The organism is Pseudomonas sp. NBRC 111119, from assembly GCF_001320125.1.
Lineage (GTDB): Bacteria > Pseudomonadota > Gammaproteobacteria > Pseudomonadales > Pseudomonadaceae > Aquipseudomonas > Aquipseudomonas parafulva.
Genome location: NZ_BCAV01000048.1, coordinates 1 through 19,238, shown reverse-complemented (window position 1 = coordinate 19,238; position 19,238 = coordinate 1). Strand labels below are relative to the sequence as shown.

The window sequence follows — 19,238 nt, the reverse complement described above, 5'->3', positions numbered from 1 at the left end:
GCTGCTCGCGATGCGCCACCTGTGGCGCATCGCGATTGATACCAGTCAGCCCTCATTCGCTTGCCTGGGTTACAATGCGCGCCACCGTGATTCTGCCAACAGGTGCGCCATGCAGCCCTACGCTATTGCCCCCTCCATTCTTTCTGCCGATTTCGCCCGTCTGGGCGAGGATGTCGACAAGGTTCTGGCTGCGGGTGCAGACATCGTCCACTTCGATGTCATGGACAACCACTATGTCCCCAACCTGACCATCGGCCCGATGGTGTGTACCGCCCTGCGCAAGTATGGCGTCACCGCGCCCATCGACGTGCACCTGATGGTCAGCCCGGTCGACCGTATCATCGGCGACTTCATCGAGGCCGGCGCCAGCTACATCACCTTCCACCCGGAAGCCTCGCAGCACATCGACCGCTCTTTGCAACTGATCAAGGATGGCGGCTGCAAGGCCGGCCTGGTGTTCAACCCGGCCACCAGCCTGGATGCCTTGAAGTATGTGATGGACAAGGTCGACATGGTGCTGCTGATGAGCGTCAACCCGGGTTTTGGCGGGCAGAAGTTCATCCCGGGCACCCTCGACAAACTGCGTGAAGCCCGTGCACTGATCGACGCCAGCGGCCGTGATATCCGTCTGGAAATCGACGGCGGGGTCAATGTGGGCAACATCCGTGAAATCGCTGCAGCAGGTGCCGATACCTTCGTCGCCGGTTCTGCCATTTTCAATGCCCCGGACTACGCACAAGTGATCGCGCAGATGCGCAGCGAACTGGCTCAGGCCCGCCCATGAGCGGCTTCGAGCAGCTGTTCCCGGGGACGCTGCCCAGGCTGGTGATGTTCGATCTGGACGGTACCCTGATCGATTCCGTGCCAGACCTGGCGGCCGCTGTCGACCGCATGCTGCTCGAACTCGGCCGCCCCCCGGCCGGCCTTGCTGCCGTGCGCCAGTGGGTGGGCAACGGTGCACAGGTGCTGGTGCGCCGCGCCTTGGCCGGTGGCATCGATCATGCTTCGGTAGATGATGCACTGGCCGAACGCGCCCTGGCGTTGTTCATGGAGGCCTACGCCGACAGCCATGCGCTGACGCAGGTATACCCGGGCGTAAAAGACACCCTGCGCTGGTTGAGCAAGCGCGGTGTGGAGATGGCGCTGATCACCAACAAGCCCGAGCGTTTTGTCGGGCCGCTGCTGGACCAGATGAAGATCGGCAGCTACTTCCGCTGGATCATCGGTGGCGACACTCTGCCGCAGAAGAAGCCCGACCCAGCGGCGCTGCTGTTTGTCATGCAGATGGCGGGCGTGACCGCGCAACAGTCGTTGTTTGTTGGCGACTCGCGCAGCGACGTGCAGGCGGCCAAGGCCGCTGGCGTGCAGAGTGTGGGCCTTACCTATGGCTACAACCATGGGCGGCCGATCGGTGAAGAGTCCCCCAGCCTGGTGATCGATGACCTGCGCGCACTGCTGCCCGGTTGCGTAGACCCTGCCACTGGGATAACGTTGGCGGACCTTCAAGCCTCACACGACAGAGAGTCCCCCGTGGCGGTTACCGGCAAATTCTGGATGAAAGTCATCAAGGCCCTGGCCCGCTGGCGTTGGCGCGCCTGACTTCTGCCTGCCGGCGCGTGCCGGCCCATCCGTTTGCCCGACCATAAGCTTTATGCCACGAGGCTACTCATGACCCGCGAAGAATTCCTGCGCCTGGCTGCAGCCGGCTATAACCGCATCCCCCTGGCCTGCGAGACCCTGGCCGACTTCGACACGCCGTTGTCGATCTACCTCAAGCTGGCTGATCAGCCTAACTCCTACCTGCTTGAGTCCGTGCAGGGCGGCGAGAAGTGGGGCCGTTACTCCATGATCGGCCTGCCTTCGCGCACAGTGATGCGGGTGCACGGTTATCACGTCAGCATCCTGCAGGACGGCGTTGAGGTCGAAAGCCATGATGTCGAGGACCCGCTGGCCTTCGTCGAGGCATTCAAGGACCGGTACAAGGTGGCCGACATTCCGGGGTTGCCGCGCTTCAATGGCGGCCTGGTGGGTTACTTCGGTTACGACTGCGTGCGCTATGTGGAAACACGCCTGGGTGCAAGCCCCAACCCGGACCCGCTGGCGGTGCCGGATATTCTGCTGATGGTGTCTGATGCGGTGGTGGTGTTCGACAACCTGGCCGGCAAGATGCACGCCATCGTGCTGGTCGACCCGGCCGATGAACACGCCTTCGAACAGGGCAATGCCCGCTTGCAGGGCTTGCTCGAAACCTTGCGCCAGCCCATCACCCCGCGCCGTGGCCTGGACTTGAGCGGCCCGCCGGCGGCGGAGCCCGAGTTCCGCTCCAGCTACACCCGGGAGGATTACGAAAACGCTGTCGGGCGCATCAAGGAGTACATCCTGGCCGGCGACTGCATGCAGGTCGTGCCCTCCCAGCGTATGTCGATCGACTTCAAGGCAGCGCCCATCGACCTGTACCGCGCGCTGCGCTGCTTCAACCCAACGCCTTACATGTACTTCTTCAACTTCGGTGACTTCCACGTGGTGGGCAGCTCGCCGGAAGTGCTGGTGCGGGTCGAGGACAACCTGGTTACCGTGCGCCCCATCGCCGGCACCCGCCCGCGTGGCGCAACCGAAGATGCGGACCGGGCGCTGGAAGATGACCTGCTGTCGGACGACAAGGAAATCGCCGAGCACCTGATGCTGATCGACCTGGGCCGCAATGACGTGGGCCGCGTGGCCGCCACCGGCAGCGTGCGCCTGACCGAGAAGATGGTGATCGAGCGCTACTCCAACGTGATGCACATTGTTTCCAACGTCACCGGCCAGTTGCGCGAAGGCCTCACTGCCATGGACGCGCTGCGGGCGATTTTGCCGGCAGGCACCCTGTCGGGGGCCCCGAAAATCCGGGCGATGGAAATCATCGATGAGCTGGAGCCGGTCAAGCGTGGCGTTTATGGCGGCGCAGTCGGTTATTTCGCCTGGAACGGCAACATGGACACCGCCATTGCCATTCGTACGGCGGTGATCAAGGACGGCGAACTGCATGTGCAGGCGGGCGGTGGCATCGTTGCCGACTCGGTGCCGGCACTGGAGTGGGAAGAAACCATCAACAAGCGCCGGGCGATGTTCCGCGCCGTCGCACTGGCCGAGCAAAACTGACCACAAGCTCGGCCCGGTAGGCGCGGGCAAAGCTCGCGATCTGCCTTCTGATGCTCACGCGAGGCAGATCGCAGGCTACGTTCGCGACTACGTTAGAAGTCGACAGAAACGCCCAGGCTTAGCCCCTGCTGTTTCTGCTCGTCGCTTTTGCGCCAGTTATAGCTGCCTCGCAGGTGCACGCCTGCCACGATTTCATGGCTGACACCCAGGCCAACCCGGGTCAGGTTGCTGGCTGGGGTATACCCAGCCAAGGTGAAGTGGTTGGCAGGCAGCCCCGTCAGGTGCAGCGTCACGTCTTGCTGGTCATCTTCGAATTCGTGCTCCTGCGCCACCTCGCCAAACAACCGCGTTGCCGGCATTACCTGCAGGCTGCCCTGCAAACCGATGCCCAGGCGCCGTGATGTACGGTCCTGGTCATCGAAGGCCAGCGCCGTTGAGCGACCGCTCTTCTCGTCGTAGCCGTCCACCTTTACCCGTGCATAGTCGGCGCTGACGAACGGTGCCAGTTGCCAGCGGCTGCTGTCTGGCGCCAGGTTGTACCCGACGCGGCCAGACACGGCCCAGGTCTCGCCATCGGTGTTGCCCTTTTCGCTGCGGTTATGGGTACCCAGGGCGAAGGTCCGCTTGAGGTCGCCGTAGTTCAGGTGGCCGGCAGTCAATGCAGCGTCTGCCCACCAGCGGTGTTGGCGGTACTGGGCGAATGCGCTGGCCAGGTAGCTGTCCAGCGTGTAGTCAGAGTCCTGTGCCCCCGCTTCCAGCTTCTGGCGGTAGGCGCCACCGGCCAGGCCAAGGCGCCAGGCATCGTCGAGCCGGTAGCTGGCGCCCACGGTCAGGTTGTAGCCACGGCCATCACCGCTGGCGGCGCCAGGTTGGCCACCGAAATCCAGGTCCTGGGCACCTGTGGCAACAAAGGGTTGCCACGTGCCAACGGCCTGCCAGGGCGCCTGCCACTGGTTGCGTAGTTCATCCTGATGCGCACGCACGCTGGCGTGGGCCATCTCGGGCAGCAGGGTGATCTCCCACGGGGCGGCGATGAGGGAGTAGGCGTAATCGGCAATCAGTCGCTGGCCGGCGATGGTGGGGTGTACCGCATCGTTGAACAGCAATTTGCTCGGGTCGGGTGTTGTGCCATTGAGGCCGTACACGGGGTTGCCTGCGCAACCTTCGCCGCTGTAGCAGGTGCCGACCAGGTTCTGGTCGCTGGCCAGCCCGAACGCGTTGGGGTTGGCCAGGGCTTCGCTCAGCAGCCCCGGAATGTTCAAGGGAATGACTTGCGCGTCCACCTGCCTGAGCTGGCTGAGCAGCGACTGGTTGAACGCGCCAGACAGCTGGGACAGCGGGTTTTGTTGCGGCGTACCGCTGAAGTTGGGGGTTTGGCCTAGATCAGGCAGCAGCCAGACCATGATATAGCGCGCGCCCCCCTGCTGCAGGGCCTGGGCGCTGGCGGCCAGCCGGGCGCCGGCTGCCATGGCATCAGCAGGGCCGTTGACCAACCCCTGCAGGAAGTCGTTGCCTCCGCCGGTGAGGTAATACAGTGCGTTGGGGGCCGCGCGCAGGCCGTTGGCCAGGTAACCCGGTTTTTCCCTCAGCAACTGACCGGCCCCTGGGCGCCCTGGCGGGATCACCGTCTGCGAGGTGGTGGTGATGGACTCTAGAATTTGCCGCGTGGTGTAACCGCCTACCGCCCAGTTGTTTCCGTCAGGCAGGCCTACGGCCTGGTTGAGCGGGGAGGTGGAAGGGCCAAGGGCTGCCGGGTTCACGCCAAGGTGTGCGCCCAGGATCATCGGCGACACGGGTGCGTAGTTGCCGTTGGCGTCACGGTTGGTGAAGCGCATGCCGCCAAACTGCCCGGCATCGCTGAGGCTGTCGCCGAACACGATCAGGTTGGAGTAGGGCGAGGGGCCGGCGAATGCTTGGCTGCAGGCCAGGGCCAAGGTGCTGAGGGTGAGGCGCAGCAGTGCGGGTTTTCGCATCAGGGAACATCCTTTTCTTTGTTTTTATCAGGGGAGCCCCATCGACCTTAGCAAATCGGCGGGCATCGCTCCGAAGTCCATTCGTTTCCCAGTGTTTACGGGCGTATTGCGCCCGCCGCCCCGGTAGGCTACTGTGCCCGAACGTATGAGCGAGACCTACCCTGTGTTGATCGTCAGCAAACTCTTGATGCGCGTAATCAAGGCCCACGCCCGTTGGCGTTGGCGCGCCTGACTTTATCCCCTGCCGGCCTGCCCGGCCCGTCCCTGTTTGCCTTCCTGTATCAGCCCTTTGTGGCGAAGCCGCGCCTGCGACAGGTGTGGGAAGGTTCGAATTATGAAGTCAGTAGATTCAAGAGGTTTAACCCGATGTTACTGATGATCGACAATTACGACTCATTCACTTACAACGTCGTGCAGTACCTTGGCGAGCTGGGTGCCGAGGTCAAGGTCATTCGCAATGACGAGCTGACCATCGCCCAGATCGAAGCCCTGCAGCCTGAGCGCATCGTCGTATCCCCCGGCCCTTGCACGCCGAGCGAGGCCGGTGTCTCCATCCAGGCCATTCTGCATTTTGCCGGCAAGCTGCCGATTCTGGGTGTGTGCCTGGGCCACCAGTCTATTGGCCAGGCCTACGGTGGTGATGTGGTGCGCGCGCGCCAGGTGATGCATGGCAAGACTAGCCCGGTCTACCACCGTGACCTCGGTGTGTTTGCCGGCCTCAACAACCCGTTGACCGTGACCCGCTACCATTCGCTGGTGGTCAAGCGCGACACCCTGCCAGACTGCCTGGAAGTCACCGCCTGGACCGCCCTTGAAGACGGCTCGGTGGATGAAATCATGGGGCTGCGCCACAAGACGCTGAATGTTGAAGGGGTGCAGTTCCACCCTGAGTCGATACTGACCGAACAAGGGCACGAGCTGTTCGCCAACTTCCTCAAGCAGACTGGCGGCCACCGCTAAGGATCGAATATGGATATCAAGAGCGCGTTGAGCCGTATCGTCGGCCACCTGGACCTGACCACCGAAGAAATGCGCAGTGTCATGCGCGAAATCATGACCGGGCAGTGCAGCGAGGCGCAAATTGGCGCCTTCCTGATGGGCATGCGCATGAAGAGCGAGAGCATCGATGAAATCGTCGGCGCCGTTTCCGTCATGCGCGAACTGGCGGACAAGGTCGAACTGCAGAATCTTGATGGCGTGGTGGATATTGTTGGCACAGGCGGTGATGGTGCCAACATTTTCAACGTTTCCACCGCTTCGTCGTTCGTGCTGGCGGCGGCGGGGTGCACGGTGGCCAAGCATGGCAACCGGGCCGTTTCGGGTAAAAGCGGCAGTGCCGACTTGCTGGAGGCTGCGGGCATCTACCTGAACCTGACGCCTGTGCAGGTTGCCCGTTGCATCGACAGCCTGGGCATCGGCTTCATGTTCGCGCAAAGCCATCATACCGCCATGAAGCATGCCGCTGGCCCGCGCCGCGATCTGGGGCTGCGCACCTTGTTCAACATGCTCGGCCCGCTTACGAATCCGGCCGGCGTGAAGCACCAGGTAGTCGGGGTGTTCACCCAGGCGCTGTGCCGCCCGCTGGCTGAAGTGCTGCACCGCCTGGGCAGCAAGCATGTACTGGTGGTGCATTCCAAGGACGGCCTGGACGAGTTCAGCCTGGCCGCACCCACGTTCGTGGCGGAACTGAAAAACGGCGAAATCACCGAGTACTGGGTGGAGCCTGAAGACCTCGGCATGAAGAGCCAGAGTCTGCATGGCCTCGCCGTAGAAAACCCGCAGGCTTCGCTGGCGCTCATTCGTGACGCCCTCGGCAGGCGCAAGACCGAGAACGGCCAGAAGGCCGCAGAAATGATCGTTCTCAACGCAGGTGCGGCGCTCTATGCAGCCGACCATGCCATGAGCCTGAAGGCTGGCGTGGAGCTGGCCAGCGATGTACTGCACACGGGGCTGGCCTGGGAGAAAATGCAGGAGCTGGGCGCCTTTACGGCGGTATTCAAGGTGGAGAACGAAGCATGAGTGTGCCAACGGTGCTGGAACGGATCATCGCCCGCAAGTTTCAGGAGGTGGCAGAACGCCGGGCTCGGGTGAGCCTTGCCGAGCTGGACGTGCTGGCCAAGTCAGCAGATGCCCCCCGCGGTTTTGCCAATGCCATGATCGAACAGGCCAAGCGCAAGCAGCCGGCGGTGATTGCCGAGATCAAGAAAGCCTCGCCCAGCAAAGGCGTGATCCGTGAGGTATTCGTGCCGTCCGAGATTGCGGTCAGCTACGAGAAGGGTGGTGCCACCTGCCTGTCGGTGCTGACCGATGTGGATTACTTCCAGGGCGCCGATGAGTACCTGCAGCAAGCTCGCGCCGCCGTGTCGCTACCGGTTATCCGCAAGGACTTCATGGTCGACCCGTACCAGATCGTCGAGGCCCGTGCCTTGGGCGCCGACTGTGTGTTGCTGATCGTGTCTGCGCTCGACGATGTGAAAATGGCTGAGCTTGCCGCCACGGCCAAAGATGTCGGGCTGGATGTACTGGTGGAGGTGCATGACGGCGATGAGCTGGAGCGTGCCCTGAAGACCCTGGACACACCGCTGGTAGGGGTGAACAACCGTAACCTGCACACCTTCGAGGTCAGCCTGGAGACCACCCTGGATCTGCTGCCGCGTATTCCTCGCGACCGCCTGGCCATCACCGAGAGCGGTATCCTCAACCGTGCCGACGTCGAGCTGATGGAAATCAACGACGTCCACTCGTTCCTGGTGGGCGAGGCGTTCATGCGGGCCGAGCAGCCGGGCCTTGAGCTGCAGCGTCTGTTCTTCCCCGAACAGGTGAAGAAAACCGTTCAGCAACTGGACTGAGCAAAAACAAGCCGGCGTAACTGCCGGCTTTTTTACAGGCCCTGCCATTGCCGCTTCCGGGGCAGGCCTTGAAAGCAGCGAAGAAACGATCATAGGTGGATCAATGACCGATCAACCCCTTGCCCTGACTGTGGAACAAGGCCTGCACGCCGAGCAGGAACTGCTGGGTGCAGTGTGCCGCGGCGAACGGGAAAGTGGCGTGCTGTTCTGGCGCCCGACGGACCATGCGCTGGTCATGCCCCGTCGTATGAGCCGGCTGCAACACTTCGAGGCCGCCTGCGCAGAACTGGCGATTGGCGGCTGGCCGGTGCTGCTGCGTGAGACCGGCGGTGAGCCAGTGCCTCAATCGCATTCCACTGTGAACATCGCGCTGGTTTACCCCGCTCCTCGTAGTGAAGGCGACCACGGCCGCATCGAAAACGCCTATCAGCGTCTATGCCTGCCATTGTGCGACGTGCTGCGTGAGTGGGGCGGTGTGGCCTCGGTGGGGGAAATTGAAGGCGCGTTCTGCGACGGCCGTTACAACGTCAACCTCAACGGCCGCAAGCTGGTCGGTACCGGTCAGCGCTGGCGGCAGAGCCTGGCGGGCAAGCGCCCGGTGGTGCTGGTGCACGGGGCGTTGCTGCTGGACAACGAGCGCGAATCAATGGTGGCTGCCGTCAACCGGTTCAACCAGTGCTGTGAGCTTGAACAGCGCTGCCGTGCCGATGCGCATATTGCGCTGCATGAAGTGGCGCCCGAAGCGCCGTGGTTCGCACGGCTGTCCCAGGCGTACGCCAGGGTGCTGGCCGATGTCCCCAAAACCTAGCGGGTTCCGTGCACCACCATGGTCTTGCCCTTGACCTGTACCAGGCTGCGCTCTTCGAGGTCTTTCAGGACGCGGCCGACCATTTCCCTTGAGCACCCCACGATGCGGCCGATCTCCTGACGGGTGATCTTGATCTGCATGCCGTCGGGGTGGGTCATGGCGTCGGGTTGCTTGCACAGCTCAAGCAGGCAGCGGGCAACCCGGCCAGTGACGTCGAAAAAGGCCAGGTCGCCTACCTTGCGCGTGGTGTTACGCAGGCGCTGGGCCATCTGGCTGCCAAGGGCGTAGAGCATGTCCGGGTCCTGGCGTGCCAGTTCGCGGAACTTGCCATAGGTGATCTCTGCCACCTCACACTCGGTTTTGGCCCTGACCCAGGCACTGCGGTGTTGTTCGGCTCCCCCGGGTTCAAACAAGCCCAGCTCACCGAAAAAGTCGCCACTGTTCAGGTAGGCGATGATCATTTCGTGGCCTTCGTCGTCTTCGATGAGGATGGTGACCGAACCCTTGATGATGAACGACAGCGTCTCTGCTCGATCACCGGCGCACATGATGTTGCTCTTGGCGGCGTAGTGGCGGCGCTGACAGTGCGCCAGCAGCCTGTCGATGTTCTTGAGCTTGGGGGGTGTGGCAGAAGCAACCATCACGAAATCCTGTTCGATACGACCCATAGGCTTTTACAACAGCAAGCCGGCGAAGGCGCCAGTCATTTGGCGCCAGCTTATCAGACGCTTACAAAATGTTTCGGTATTAAACCGGTGCTTCATGTACTTTTCCCGCGGCTGCACAAGGTCTAAGCTGACACCCTTTTTTGAATTCAGGAGTCCAGGCAGATGAAGGCACGTATCCAGTGGGCCGGTGAGGCAATGTTCCTCGGCGAATCGGGAAGCGGCCACGTCGTGGTGATGGACGGCCCGCCCGAGGCGGGTGGTCGCAACCTGGGTGTGCGGCCGATGGAAATGCTGCTGCTGGGCCTGGGCGGCTGCAGCAGCTTCGATGTGGTCAGCATCCTCAAGAAGTCGCGTCAGGCAGTGGAAAGCTGCGAAGCGTTCCTTGAGGCCGACCGTGCCAGCGAAGACCCGAAAGTCTTTACCAAGATCCACATGAACTTCGTGGTCAAAGGCCGCGGGCTGAAGGAAGCCCAGGTTAAACGGGCGGTCGAGTTGTCCGCTGAGAAGTATTGCTCTGCATCGATCATGCTCGAGCGTGCCGGGGTCGAGATTACCCATGGCTACGAAATTGTAGAGCTCGGTTGAAGCAGGTTTTTGGGTTACATCGCCGGCTCTGGCAGAACTGTACGTGACGGCTTGATTTGGCGGGGTGACCCGTGCCATCAGCTGCGCAGCGCTGGCAGGGCCACCTGTACCCACCCCGGCAACCTTCCCCGCATCCACTGGCTCAACCGCTCACGCCGCTTCTGGTAAAACAACCCCAGGCCGATCACCCCCAGCCCGATCAAGGTCAGTACGACCGGGAAGAGCAACGAGTCGGCGAATACCTCGTAAGCCAGATACCCCAGGTAAGTCGCCACGCCCAGCGCGCCGAACACCATGAATACCGGCCGGCGCAGCAGCACGGCCATGGCGATCAGTACGAGGTTGATCAGGCAATACAGGGCCTTGCCTAATTCGCTGCCGTTATCCACCAGCGTCAGCCCTCCCCAGAACGCGGCGAGGCCCGCCAGATAACCCCAGTGGGCATAATCCTGGCGGGTGCGGCCGTCTACCACCAGAAACACCAGTAAGGTCGCCAACCCGAACCACAGTGACACTTCACGACGCTGCTCCCAGGTGAACGGCGAGCCGAAGAACCACTCGCTCAAGTCCATCGACATGAACCACAGCGCCACGGCAATCGGCATCACGATGAAAGGGTAGGGCACAAGCCGCAGCATCAGCAGCCCGGCCAGGATGGTTGCAGCTTCCATCAACAGCCAGCCACTCTGAACATGGGTGTAGTACTGGTGATAGTTGCTTTGGGTGTCTTCCAGTGGCCACCAGCCCAGAAGGCGTTCGACGGCAAAAACCGCCAGGGGCACGATGCTGACCGCCACGGCTGCCAGTACGCCGGCCGCCACCGGTTGTGCCCGCCGCTGCAGCCTGAGTGCAAACAGGGTAATGAACAAGATGTAGAGGCTGGCGACCAGCAACAACGCGCCGTCACCCACGCGCAACCAGGCCTCATTCAGCAGCCAGCCCATGGCCGCCATGATCAACAGGGCACCGAAGTAGAACGCCGTGTGCGCCAGTTGCAGGTTGCCGGTAGCGGCCGGCTGCTGGCGCAGAAACGCCAGCAGCGCCCGGTCTTGGCCGGGTTGCAGAACCCCGGCCTCAACCGCACGTGCCAGGTCCGTTGCTTGGAAGCGTTCGGTCATACCTGCCCTTTAGATACGGTAGGTGCTCTTGGTCATGACCTTGGCCAGCAGGCTCATGCCAAAGCGTACGGGCGCCGGGAAGCGGTAGCCGCCCGCCTCAAGGGCGGTTTCGGCGTGCTGTTCCTCGTCGATGCGCATCTGCTCGAGAATCGCCCGGGATTTCTGGTCATCGGCAGGGATCTGCTGGAGATGATGGTCGAGGTGTTTGCACACTTGGTGCTCGGTGGCGGCGACGAAGCCCAGGCTGACCTTGTCGCTGACCAGCCCGGCAAGTGCGCCAATGCCGAACGACATGCCATAGAAAAGAGGGTTGAGCACGCTGGGGTGGCTGTTGAGTTGGCGAATGCGCTGCTCGCACCAGACCAGGTGGTCGATTTCTTCTTCTGCAGCGTGTTCCATGGCCTTGCGCACTTCAGGCAGTTTCGCCGTCAGGGCCTGGCCCTGGTACAGCGCCTGAGCACAGACTTCACCGGTGTGGTTGATGCGCATCAGCCCGGCAACATGGCGCGCCTGTTGGGCATCGAGGTCGACGTCGGGCTGGATGATGGCCGGTGAAGGCCGGGACGGCTGGCCGCTGAAGGGCAGCAAGGTGCGCATGGCGGTATCGGCCTGCAGCAACAAGCGGTCGAGCGGGGAATAGTGACGTTCGGTAGCCATCGGGCACCTCCGCAAGAATGTGCCCGACAGTTTACCCCAATAGCATCAGGGTCGCTTGCCGTGGATCAGCCCGGCGGCCAGTTCATCTGGCGCTGGCCAAGCACGTGCATGTGGATGTGGTACACCGTCTGGCCGCCCTGCTCATTGCAGTTCATGACCACCCGGAAACCCTCTTCGCAGCCTAGCTCCTTGGCCAGACGCTGGGCGGTGAACAGGATGTGGCCAGCCAGGCCCTTGTCTTGCTCGGTCAGGTCGTTGAGGGTGCGGATGTGCTTTTTCGGAATGACCAGAAAGTGCACCGGCGCCTGGGGGGCGATGTCGTGGAACGCCAGAACCTGGTCGTCCTCGTAGATGATCTTTGCCGGGATTTCCCGGTTGATGATCTTGATGAATAAATCGTCCACAGCACTTGCTCCATGGTGAAGGTCCGGCCCGAGTGTACTCAGCCGTGCGCCGCTCGCCCAGTGGCTATTCCATGCCAGCCGGGCAATAGCGCCTGTGGATGACCCCGGCCAGCTTGCGCACCAGCCAGCCCGGCAGCAGGCGAGGGGCGAATGCCAGCCAACGGTTGCGCCTGCCCGGCATGATCACTGCGCGGTTCTTGTCCAGCGCACGCACGGTGTACAGCGCCAGTTCCTCAGGGCTGATGCACCTGGCCTTGCCATCCAGGCGGGGTATGCGCCGGCGTGATGAGCGCACCGGGCCTGGGCAGAGCACCGAAACCTTGATGCCGGTGCGCCCGAGTTCTTCGCGCAGGGCCAGTGTAAAGCTCATGACATACGCCTTGCTGGCAGCATAGGCAGCAAGCCAGGGGCCGGGCGCAACACCCGCTAGGCCGGCCACGTTGAGGATCTGGCCACCGCCCTGTACCGCCATCAGGTTGCCAATGGCGTGGCACAGGCGGCTCAGGGCCAGAACGTTGACTTCCAGCAGGTCCTGCTCGTCTGCCCACTCGTGGGCCAGGAACGGCCCGTAGGTGCGTTGGCCGGCGCAGTTGACCAGCAGGTCGATGCGTCGCTCGCCTTCTTCCAGCTCCAGCACGAAGCCCGACAGGCGCAGGGGCTGGCTGAGGTCACAGGCGCGCAACAGCACTTCAACGCCAAAGCGCTGGGTCAGCTCGATAGCCACCGGCTCCAGCGTTTCACGGTGGCGGGCCACCAGGATCAAGTTGCGCCCACGCCTTGCCAGGGCTTCCGCCAGGGCCAGGCCCAGGCCGCTGGAAGCACCGGTGATCATGGCGTAACGGGTCATGCAAGGCTCCTGGGGCTGAAGAGGGCGCGTAGTGTACAGCTTGTGGTGCCTGGCGTTGCGTTTTGCGTCAGAAGGGCTTGACCACCACCAGGATCACGATAGCCAACAAGAACAGCACGGGCACTTCGTTGAACCAGCGATAGTACACATGGCTGCGGGTGTTGCTGCCGCTGGCAAAGCGTTTGCGCTGGGCGCCGCACATGTGATGGTAGCCGGTCAGCAGGATTACCAGTGTCAGCTTGGCGTGCAGCCAGCCTTGGCTGAGCCAGCCCGGCGTGAGGTAGAGCATCCAGATGCCGAACACGTAGGTGGCGATCATCGCCGGGTTCATGATGCCGCGGTACAGCTTGCGTTCCATGGTCACGAAACGGTCCTGGCTGACGCTGTCCTGGCTTTGGGCGTGGTACACGAACAGCCGTGGCAAGTAGAACAGGCCGGCAAACCAGCAGACCACGCTGACGATATGCAGCGCTTTGATCCATAGATAGAGCATCGAGGTGGTTCCTTCAGGGTATTCACGGTCGTCAGATAGTAGTGCCCAAGTGTCATCAGGGGCACCCGAAGAGTTGTTACAGACGCATCGCGCCCCTATCATCGTGACTTTTCCAGGCGACTCGTTGATAAGGGGCAAGCGTTATGATCAAGGTCGGTATCGTCGGCGGCACGGGTTACACCGGCGTCGAACTGTTGCGCCTGCTGGCACAGCACCCACAGGCGGAAGTGGCGATCATCACTTCGCGCTCCGAGGCAGGCTTGCCAGTGGCGGACATGTACCCGAACCTGCGCGGTCATTACGACGGGCTGGCATTCAGCGTGCCTGACAGCAAGGCACTGGGTGCCTGCGATGTGGTGTTCTTCGCTACGCCACACGGTGTGGCCCATGCCTTGGCGGGTGAACTGCTGGCTGCCGGCACCAAGGTGATCGATCTTTCGGCAGACTTCCGCCTGCAGGACGCTGAAGAATGGGGCAAATGGTATGGCCAGCCCCACGGCGCCCCGGAGTTGCTGGCAGATGCGGTGTACGGTTTGCCTGAGGTGAACCGCGACAAGATTCGCCAGGCACGCCTTATTGCGGTACCGGGCTGCTACCCTACCGCTACCCAGCTGGGTTTCTTGCCTTTGCTGGAGGCGGGGCTGGCTGATGAGACCCGCCTGATTGCCGACTGCAAGTCCGGTGTCAGTGGCGCGGGCCGTGGCGCGGCCGTGGGCTCTTTGTTCTGCGAGGCTGGTGAGAGCATGAAAGCCTATGCGGTCAAGGGCCATCGCCATCTTCCAGAAATCAGCCAGGGCTTGCGCCTGGCTGCGGGCAAGGACATCGGCCTGACCTTCGTGCCCCACCTGACGCCGATGATCCGCGGCATCCACGCCACCCTGTACGCTACGGTTGCCGACAAGTCGGTAGACCTGCAGGCACTGTTCGAGAAGCGCTACGCCAACGAACCGTTCGTCGACGTGATGCCTGCTGGCAGCCACCCGGAAACCCGCAGCGTGCGCGGTGCGAACGTTTGCCGCATCGCCGTTCACCGCCCGCAAGGTGGCGACCTGGTGGTGGTGCTGTCGGTCATCGACAACCTGGTCAAAGGTGCTTCCGGCCAGGCGGTGCAGAACCTCAACATCCTGTTCGGCCTGGACGAGCGTATGGGCCTTGGCCATGCCGGCCTGTTGCCCTGACAGGTGATGAATGGCAAGCGGCAGGGTGACGCTTGCTATTGTTGACCGATTTTCTCGGGAAAGCGGATAATAGCCGCCATCGAGTTTTATGGCGGCTACCACGCCGGGAGAATCAACATGAGCGTCGAAACCTTCACCCCCACGGCTTTGGAATTTACCCACGGCGCTGCGCAAAAGGTGAAGACACTGGTTTCCGAGGAAGGCAATGACCGCCTGAAGTTGCGTGTATTCGTCACCGGTGGCGGCTGCTCGGGCTTCCAGTACGGTTTCACCTTCGATGAAGATGTCGCCGAAGATGACACCATCGTCGAGCGCGAAGGGGTGTCGCTGGTGGTTGACCCGATGAGCTTCCAGTACCTGGCGGGTGCCGAAGTGGACTACCAGGAAGGCCTGGAAGGTTCGCGGTTCGTGATCAAGAACCCGAATGCCGCCACCACCTGCGGCTGTGGCTCTTCCTTCTCGATCTGAAGTTTGCTGCAAAAAAAACGCCGCGCAATTGCGCGGCGTTTTGCTATCTGCAGCAGGGTGCTATGCAGGGTAGATGGCGCCCAGTATGCGTAGCCCACGTGCAGCGGTGACACTGGGGCGGTTGGCCGCAACCCCTTCGAGGCAGCAATGGGCCAGCCAGGCGAACGCCATGGCCTCCACCCAGTCAGGGTCGATGCCATAGGCGGCTGTGCTTGCAACCTTTGCCTGCGGCAGCAACTGGGCCAGGCGAGCGATCAATGCGCCGTTGCGGGCGCCGCCCCCACATACCAGCAGGGCCTGGGTACCCGGTTGGGCATTGTTCAGCGAGTCGATGATGCTGCGCGCACTCAGTTCCAGCAGCGTCGCCTGCACGTCTTCGTCGCGGTAAGCGGGCAGCGTGGCCAGATGGCTGTCCAGCCAGGGCAGGTTGAACACCTCACGGCCTGTGCTTTTTGGGCCGCTCCCCGCAAAGAACGGATCAGCCAGCAGTTTGCCGAGCAGGGCAGGTTGCACCCTCCCGGTTGCGGCCCAAGCGCCGTCAGCATCGTAGGCCTGGCCGCGCTTGCGCTCTACCCAGGCATCCAGCAGCACGTTGCCGGGGCCACAGTCGAAGCCGTGTACGGGTGTGCCTTGTGCAATCAGGCTCAGGTTGCTGAACCCACCGATGTTGAGGATTGCCAGGCGCTGGTCAATGTGGCTGAACAAGGTTTCGTGAAAGGCCGGTACCAGGGGCGCACCCTGGCCTCCGGCAGCCACATCGCGGCGCCTGAAATCGGCCACAACGCGGATGCCCGTGACCTCGGCCAGCAGCGCCGGGTTGCCAATCTGCACCGTAAACCCGCGTGCAGGTTCATGGCGAATGGTCTGCCCATGGCTGCCGATGGCGCGGATATCCTCGGGGCGTAGCCCCTGACGTGCCAGCAGCTGCGCAACACCTTCACCGGCCAGGGTGGCCCAGCGGTTTTCCGCCAGTGCGGCTCGAGCGATTTCGTCGGGCCCGCTACTGCACAGGCTGAGTAGCGCCTGGCGCAGGTCGTCGGGCATCGGCAGGTAATGGGTGGCGAGCAGTTGAAGCTGCTCGCCTTGTTCTACCAAGGCAATGTCCAGGCCGTCGAGGCTGGTGCCAGACATTACCCCAATGTAGAGGGCCATGGTGTCAGCGCTTGTTCGAAGCGAGCAGCGTGGCCTTTTCCTGATCCATGCGCGCGATCAGGGGCTGGCTCTGCTGCAGGAAGCGCTGGCGCTCGTTCTTGGCGATCGGGTCGGCCATCGGCACTTTCTGGCTCAGCGGGTCGACGTGCACACCGTTCACCTGGAACTCGTAGTGCAGGTGAGGGCCAGTGGACAGGCCGGTGGTGCCGATATACCCGATTATCTGGCCTTGCTTGACAGTGCCGCCGGTCTTGATGCCCTTGGCGAAACCTTGCATGTGCCCGTAAAGGGTCTTGTAGCGATTGCCGTGCTGGATGACGACCGTATTGCCGTAACCGCCGCGGCGCCCGGCGAGTTCGATACGGCCATCGCCTGCAGCCTTGATCGGTGTGCCGCGAGGGGCTGCATAGTCGACGCCTTTATGCGCACGGATCTTGTTCAGAATGGGGTGCTTGCGGCCTGCAGAAAAACGCGAGCTGATGCGGGCAAAGTCTACCGGGGTACGGATGAACGCCTTGCGCAAGCTGTTGCCATCGGCCGTGTAGTAGGTGGTGTTGCCCTGCTTGTTGGTGTAGCGCACAGCGGTGTAGGTCTTGCCGCGGTTGGTAAAGCGCGCCGACAGGATGTTGCCGGTGCCGACCACTTTGCCATCCATGACCTTCTGCTCGTAGACCACGTCGAATTCATCGCCCTGGCGAATATCCTGGGCAAAGTCGATGTCGTAGCCCAGCACCCGTGCCATGTCCATGGTCAGGCTGTGGGACAGCCCGGCGCGTTGGGCAGAGGCCGACAGGGAGCTTTTGATCACGCCGTGGGCGTAAGCGGTGCGTACGACCGGTTTGCTGATTTCTCGGTTGAACGTGTAGCCCTTGTCGGTCTTGGTCAGGCGAATGGTTTCAAGGCTGCTGACTTTGCTGTGCAGGTTGGCGAGCTGGCCGTCTTTGTCCAGCTCGAACTGCAGTACCTGGCCATGCTTAAGCTGGCTGAACTGCTTGGCCTGCTTGCTGCTGGCCAGGATGTCGTGGACGGCATTGGCAGGGAGGCCAACCTTGGCGAACAAGGTAGAGAGGGTGTCACCGCTGGCGACGGTCACCTCGCGGTGGCCAGGTGCCTTGGCAGCCTGTGCGGCGGGCTCGGTCGCCGTCGCTTTTTGCTCAGCATTCTGTGTGCTGGGTGCCGGCTCTTCGATCTGGGCGAATGGCGAGCCTTGCTCACCTTCGGCCTGCACCAGCGGGGCAGTGCGGGATTCGTCCTTGAGCTGCTCGGCGGGGCTTTCCAGCTCCAGATTAAGGGTGGTTTTCTTGGCTTCTACGTCGCTGGAGGGGAACACCAGCAGGGCCAGGCTGAGCAAGGCCGCGATGCCACTGGCGGCCAGAATATGTGTCTTCGGATAAAGCGGAGGCGCTTTAGGCGGTTCGTTGGTCATGGGCTAAGGACTTTGAAAAGGTGAAATGGAAAAGATGAATGACATGATGAAGATGAAATAACTGTATAAAATATAACCAAAAGCATTTTCACGCAAGGGCGCGTAGACGTCGCGACGCCGGGTCCGGGTCACATCCCTTTGTGAACTTGTATTTGACAGCCGATCTTGTATGGTTGGCTCCCCCTGAATCTGAGCCTTGCGGGTTTGTCTATGAAGTCGGTTGAAGAGCAGCTGGCGCTTATCAAGCGCGGTGCCGAAGAAGTACTGGTCGAGTCGGAACTGGTTGAGAAGCTCAAGCGCGGTCAGCCCTTGCGCATCAAGGCAGGCTTCGATCCCACGGCGCCCGATCTTCATCTCGGCCACACGGTGCTGATCAACAAGCTGCGTCAGTTCCAGGACCTTGGCCATCAGGTGGTGTTCCTCATTGGTGACTTCACCGGCATGATCGGCGACCCCAGCGGCAAGAGCGCCACGCGCCCACCCCTGACCCGCGAGCAGGTGCTGGAAAACGCCGAAACCTATAAACAGCAGGTGTTCAAGATTCTCGACCCGGCCAAGACCGAGGTCGCGTTCAACTCCACCTGGATGGACACCCTGTCACCGGCAGACTTCATTCGCTTGGCGTCGCAGTACACCGTGGCGCGCATGCTCGAGCGTGATGACTTCGACAAGCGCTACACCACCAATCAGCCCATTGCCATCCATGAGTTCCTTTACCCGCTGGTGCAGGGCTATGACTCGGTAGCGCTCAAGGCTGACGTCGAGTTGGGCGGTACCGATCAGAAGTTCAACCTGCTGATGGGCCGCGAGTTACAGCGTGCCTATGGCCAGGAGGCCCAGAACATCGTCACCATGCCATTGCTCGAGGGGCTGGACGGCGTGAAGAAGATGTCCAAGTCGCTGGGCAATTATGTGGGTATCCAGGAAGCGCCAGGGGTGATGTACAGCAAGTTGGTGTCGATTCCTGACACCTTGATGTGGCGCTATTTCGAACTGCTGAGCTTCCGCTCGATGGAAGAGATCGAGGGGCTGCGTGCTGATGTGGCCAAGGGTGCCAACCCGCGTGACATCAAGATCAAGCTGGCCGAGGAGATCGTTGCGCGTTTCCACGGTGAGGAAGCAGCGGCCAATGCCCACCGTGCGGCGGGTAACCGTATGAAGGAAGGCGAGCTTCCAGAAGACCTGCCGGAGGTTGAAGTGGTGTCTGTCGAAAGCCTGCCTATTGCTGCCGTGCTGAACCGCGCTGGCCTGGTGAAGAACTCGGCGCAGGCGCGTGACCTACTGGCCGGGGGAGCGGTAAAAGTTGATGGCGCTGCTGTCGACCGTGATTTCATGTTTGCCCTGGGTGCCAGCCATGTGTGCCAGGCCGGCAAGAAGTCGTTCGCCCGGGTTACCCTAAAGCCTGAGTAACCTCCTATTAAGGTAGGAGCGAGCGTAGCTCGCGATGCGCCGCCAGTGGCGGCGCTGTTTG

The 19,238-nt window shown here is 62.1% G+C and carries 20 protein-coding genes; 11 read left to right on the top strand and 9 right to left on the bottom strand.

What is annotated here, in order from left to right:
* Nucleotides 1–109 precede the first annotated feature (109 nt).
* The 3 genes from rpe to trpE all read left to right on the top strand — a co-directional run bounded on the left by rpe (nucleotide 110) and on the right by trpE (nucleotide 3,141).
* On the top strand, nucleotides 110–784 hold the full coding sequence (rpe, locus tag APH25_RS17935) for a ribulose-phosphate 3-epimerase (RefSeq protein ID WP_028633526.1): 675 nt from the start codon (nucleotides 110–112) through the stop codon (nucleotides 782–784).
* Complete coding sequence (locus APH25_RS17930; RefSeq protein WP_060482857.1) at nucleotides 781–1,599, top strand: phosphoglycolate phosphatase; 819 nt, start codon at nucleotides 781–783, stop codon at nucleotides 1,597–1,599. The genes rpe and APH25_RS17930 overlap by 4 nt, the downstream gene beginning before the upstream one ends.
* Before the next feature lie 69 nt (nucleotides 1,600–1,668).
* Complete coding sequence (gene trpE, locus APH25_RS17925) at nucleotides 1,669–3,141, top strand: anthranilate synthase component I (protein WP_060482856.1); 1,473 nt, start codon at nucleotides 1,669–1,671, stop codon at nucleotides 3,139–3,141.
* Between the two features lie 92 nt (nucleotides 3,142–3,233).
* On the opposite strand, the gene estP is transcribed toward trpE, so the two are convergent.
* The gene (gene estP, locus APH25_RS17920) at nucleotides 3,234–5,114 is read right to left on the bottom strand and encodes an esterase EstP (RefSeq protein ID WP_060482855.1); all 1,881 of its coding nucleotides are present in this window, start codon (nucleotides 5,112–5,114) and stop codon (nucleotides 3,234–3,236) included.
* Between the two features lie 366 nt (nucleotides 5,115–5,480).
* Between estP and APH25_RS17915 the strand changes: the two genes are divergently transcribed.
* From APH25_RS17915 to APH25_RS17900, 4 genes are all read left to right on the top strand, one after another.
* Entirely contained in the window at nucleotides 5,481–6,074 is a 594-nt protein-coding gene (locus APH25_RS17915) for an aminodeoxychorismate/anthranilate synthase component II (RefSeq protein ID WP_060482854.1), read from the top strand.
* Between the two features lie 9 nt (nucleotides 6,075–6,083).
* Nucleotides 6,084–7,133, top strand: a complete 1,050-nt coding sequence (gene trpD, locus APH25_RS17910; RefSeq protein ID WP_028633521.1) for an anthranilate phosphoribosyltransferase — start codon at nucleotides 6,084–6,086, stop codon at nucleotides 7,131–7,133.
* Nucleotides 7,130–7,963 carry an indole-3-glycerol phosphate synthase TrpC gene (gene trpC / locus APH25_RS17905; RefSeq protein WP_060482853.1) on the top strand — a complete coding sequence of 278 codons (834 nt, stop codon included), beginning with the start codon at nucleotides 7,130–7,132 and terminating at the stop codon, nucleotides 7,961–7,963. The genes trpD and trpC overlap by 4 nt, the downstream gene beginning before the upstream one ends.
* A 103-nt stretch (nucleotides 7,964–8,066) precedes the next feature.
* Nucleotides 8,067–8,771 (top strand): lipoate--protein ligase family protein, encoded by a 705-nt coding sequence (locus APH25_RS17900; protein WP_060482852.1) that lies wholly within the window; start codon nucleotides 8,067–8,069, stop codon nucleotides 8,769–8,771.
* Here the strand turns inward: APH25_RS17900 and crp are convergent.
* Entirely contained in the window at nucleotides 8,768–9,412 is a 645-nt protein-coding gene (gene crp / locus APH25_RS17895; RefSeq protein WP_060482901.1) for a cAMP-activated global transcriptional regulator CRP, read from the bottom strand. The two genes, APH25_RS17900 and crp, sit on opposite strands and share 4 nt — an antisense overlap.
* A gap of 189 nt (nucleotides 9,413–9,601) precedes the next feature.
* Here crp and APH25_RS17890 point away from each other — a divergent pair, with 189 nt between their 5' ends.
* Nucleotides 9,602–10,024 carry an OsmC family protein gene (locus tag APH25_RS17890; RefSeq protein ID WP_060482851.1) on the top strand — a complete coding sequence of 141 codons (423 nt, stop codon included), beginning with the start codon at nucleotides 9,602–9,604 and terminating at the stop codon, nucleotides 10,022–10,024.
* Between the two features lie 77 nt (nucleotides 10,025–10,101).
* Here APH25_RS17890 and APH25_RS17885 read toward each other — a convergent pair whose 3' ends face one another.
* The 5 genes from APH25_RS17885 to hemJ all read right to left on the bottom strand — a co-directional run bounded on the left by APH25_RS17885 (nucleotide 10,102) and on the right by hemJ (nucleotide 13,543).
* Complete coding sequence (locus tag APH25_RS17885; protein ID WP_060482850.1) at nucleotides 10,102–11,142, bottom strand: hypothetical protein; 1,041 nt, start codon at nucleotides 11,140–11,142, stop codon at nucleotides 10,102–10,104.
* Nucleotides 11,143–11,151: 9 nt separating this feature from the next.
* On the bottom strand, nucleotides 11,152–11,799 hold the full coding sequence (coq7, locus tag APH25_RS17880) for a 2-polyprenyl-3-methyl-6-methoxy-1,4-benzoquinone monooxygenase (protein ID WP_060482849.1): 648 nt from the start codon (nucleotides 11,797–11,799) through the stop codon (nucleotides 11,152–11,154).
* A gap of 65 nt (nucleotides 11,800–11,864) precedes the next feature.
* Nucleotides 11,865–12,203 (bottom strand): histidine triad nucleotide-binding protein, encoded by a 339-nt coding sequence (locus APH25_RS17875; protein ID WP_028633515.1) that lies wholly within the window; start codon nucleotides 12,201–12,203, stop codon nucleotides 11,865–11,867.
* 64 nt (nucleotides 12,204–12,267) lie between these two features.
* On the bottom strand, nucleotides 12,268–13,050 hold the full coding sequence (locus APH25_RS17870; RefSeq protein ID WP_060482848.1) for an SDR family oxidoreductase: 783 nt from the start codon (nucleotides 13,048–13,050) through the stop codon (nucleotides 12,268–12,270).
* A gap of 67 nt (nucleotides 13,051–13,117) precedes the next feature.
* Nucleotides 13,118–13,543, bottom strand: coding sequence for a protoporphyrinogen oxidase HemJ (gene hemJ / locus APH25_RS17865; RefSeq protein WP_028633513.1), 426 nt, complete (start codon nucleotides 13,541–13,543; stop codon nucleotides 13,118–13,120).
* Between the two features lie 143 nt (nucleotides 13,544–13,686).
* On the opposite strand from hemJ, the gene argC reads away from it, so the two are divergent.
* Both argC and erpA read left to right on the top strand, forming a co-directional pair.
* Nucleotides 13,687–14,721, top strand: coding sequence for an N-acetyl-gamma-glutamyl-phosphate reductase (argC, locus tag APH25_RS17860; protein WP_060482847.1), 1,035 nt, complete (start codon nucleotides 13,687–13,689; stop codon nucleotides 14,719–14,721).
* A 117-nt stretch (nucleotides 14,722–14,838) separates the two neighbouring features.
* Nucleotides 14,839–15,189, top strand: coding sequence for an iron-sulfur cluster insertion protein ErpA (gene erpA, locus APH25_RS17855; protein ID WP_028633511.1), 351 nt, complete (start codon nucleotides 14,839–14,841; stop codon nucleotides 15,187–15,189).
* A gap of 60 nt (nucleotides 15,190–15,249) precedes the next feature.
* Here erpA and APH25_RS17850 read toward each other — a convergent pair whose 3' ends face one another.
* Together APH25_RS17850 and APH25_RS17845 are read right to left on the bottom strand one after the other, a co-directional pair.
* Entirely contained in the window at nucleotides 15,250–16,341 is a 1,092-nt protein-coding gene (locus APH25_RS17850; protein ID WP_060482846.1) for an anhydro-N-acetylmuramic acid kinase, read from the bottom strand.
* Nucleotides 16,342–16,345: 4 nt separating this feature from the next.
* Nucleotides 16,346–17,767 (bottom strand): peptidoglycan DD-metalloendopeptidase family protein, encoded by a 1,422-nt coding sequence (locus APH25_RS17845; RefSeq protein ID WP_060482845.1) that lies wholly within the window; start codon nucleotides 17,765–17,767, stop codon nucleotides 16,346–16,348.
* A gap of 210 nt (nucleotides 17,768–17,977) precedes the next feature.
* On the opposite strand from APH25_RS17845, the gene tyrS reads away from it, so the two are divergent.
* Nucleotides 17,978–19,177 (top strand): tyrosine--tRNA ligase, encoded by a 1,200-nt coding sequence (gene tyrS, locus APH25_RS17840; RefSeq protein ID WP_060482844.1) that lies wholly within the window; start codon nucleotides 17,978–17,980, stop codon nucleotides 19,175–19,177.
* The last annotated feature ends 61 nt before the right edge of the window (nucleotides 19,178–19,238 follow it).

Bases quoted from the DNA above. Each gene is read 5' to 3' on its own strand.
- APH25_RS17850 (WP_060482846.1), bottom strand. From the start codon at position 16,341: ATGGCCCTCTACATTGGGGTAATGTCTGGCACCAGCCTCGACGGCCTG.
- APH25_RS17900 (WP_060482852.1), top strand. From the start codon at position 8,067: ATGACCGATCAACCCCTTGCCCTGACTGTGGAACAAGGCCTGCACGCC.
- coq7 (WP_060482849.1), bottom strand. From the start codon at position 11,799: ATGGCTACCGAACGTCACTATTCCCCGCTCGACCGCTTGTTGCTGCAG.
- erpA (WP_028633511.1), top strand. From the start codon at position 14,839: ATGAGCGTCGAAACCTTCACCCCCACGGCTTTGGAATTTACCCACGGC.
- APH25_RS17870 (WP_060482848.1), bottom strand. From the start codon at position 13,050: ATGACCCGTTACGCCATGATCACCGGTGCTTCCAGCGGCCTGGGCCTG.
- estP (WP_060482855.1), bottom strand. From the start codon at position 5,114: ATGCGAAAACCCGCACTGCTGCGCCTCACCCTCAGCACCTTGGCCCTG.
- APH25_RS17890 (WP_060482851.1), top strand. From the start codon at position 9,602: ATGAAGGCACGTATCCAGTGGGCCGGTGAGGCAATGTTCCTCGGCGAA.
- trpE (WP_060482856.1), top strand. From the start codon at position 1,669: ATGACCCGCGAAGAATTCCTGCGCCTGGCTGCAGCCGGCTATAACCGC.
- APH25_RS17885 (WP_060482850.1), bottom strand. From the start codon at position 11,142: ATGACCGAACGCTTCCAAGCAACGGACCTGGCACGTGCGGTTGAGGCC.
- APH25_RS17915 (WP_060482854.1), top strand. From the start codon at position 5,481: ATGTTACTGATGATCGACAATTACGACTCATTCACTTACAACGTCGTG.
- crp (WP_060482901.1), bottom strand. From the start codon at position 9,412: ATGGTTGCTTCTGCCACACCCCCCAAGCTCAAGAACATCGACAGGCTG.
- rpe (WP_028633526.1), top strand. From the start codon at position 110: ATGCAGCCCTACGCTATTGCCCCCTCCATTCTTTCTGCCGATTTCGCC.
- hemJ (WP_028633513.1), bottom strand. From the start codon at position 13,543: ATGCTCTATCTATGGATCAAAGCGCTGCATATCGTCAGCGTGGTCTGC.
- argC (WP_060482847.1), top strand. From the start codon at position 13,687: ATGATCAAGGTCGGTATCGTCGGCGGCACGGGTTACACCGGCGTCGAA.
- trpC (WP_060482853.1), top strand. From the start codon at position 7,130: ATGAGTGTGCCAACGGTGCTGGAACGGATCATCGCCCGCAAGTTTCAG.
- APH25_RS17930 (WP_060482857.1), top strand. From the start codon at position 781: ATGAGCGGCTTCGAGCAGCTGTTCCCGGGGACGCTGCCCAGGCTGGTG.
- tyrS (WP_060482844.1), top strand. From the start codon at position 17,978: ATGAAGTCGGTTGAAGAGCAGCTGGCGCTTATCAAGCGCGGTGCCGAA.
- trpD (WP_028633521.1), top strand. From the start codon at position 6,084: ATGGATATCAAGAGCGCGTTGAGCCGTATCGTCGGCCACCTGGACCTG.
- APH25_RS17845 (WP_060482845.1), bottom strand. From the start codon at position 17,767: ATGACCAACGAACCGCCTAAAGCGCCTCCGCTTTATCCGAAGACACAT.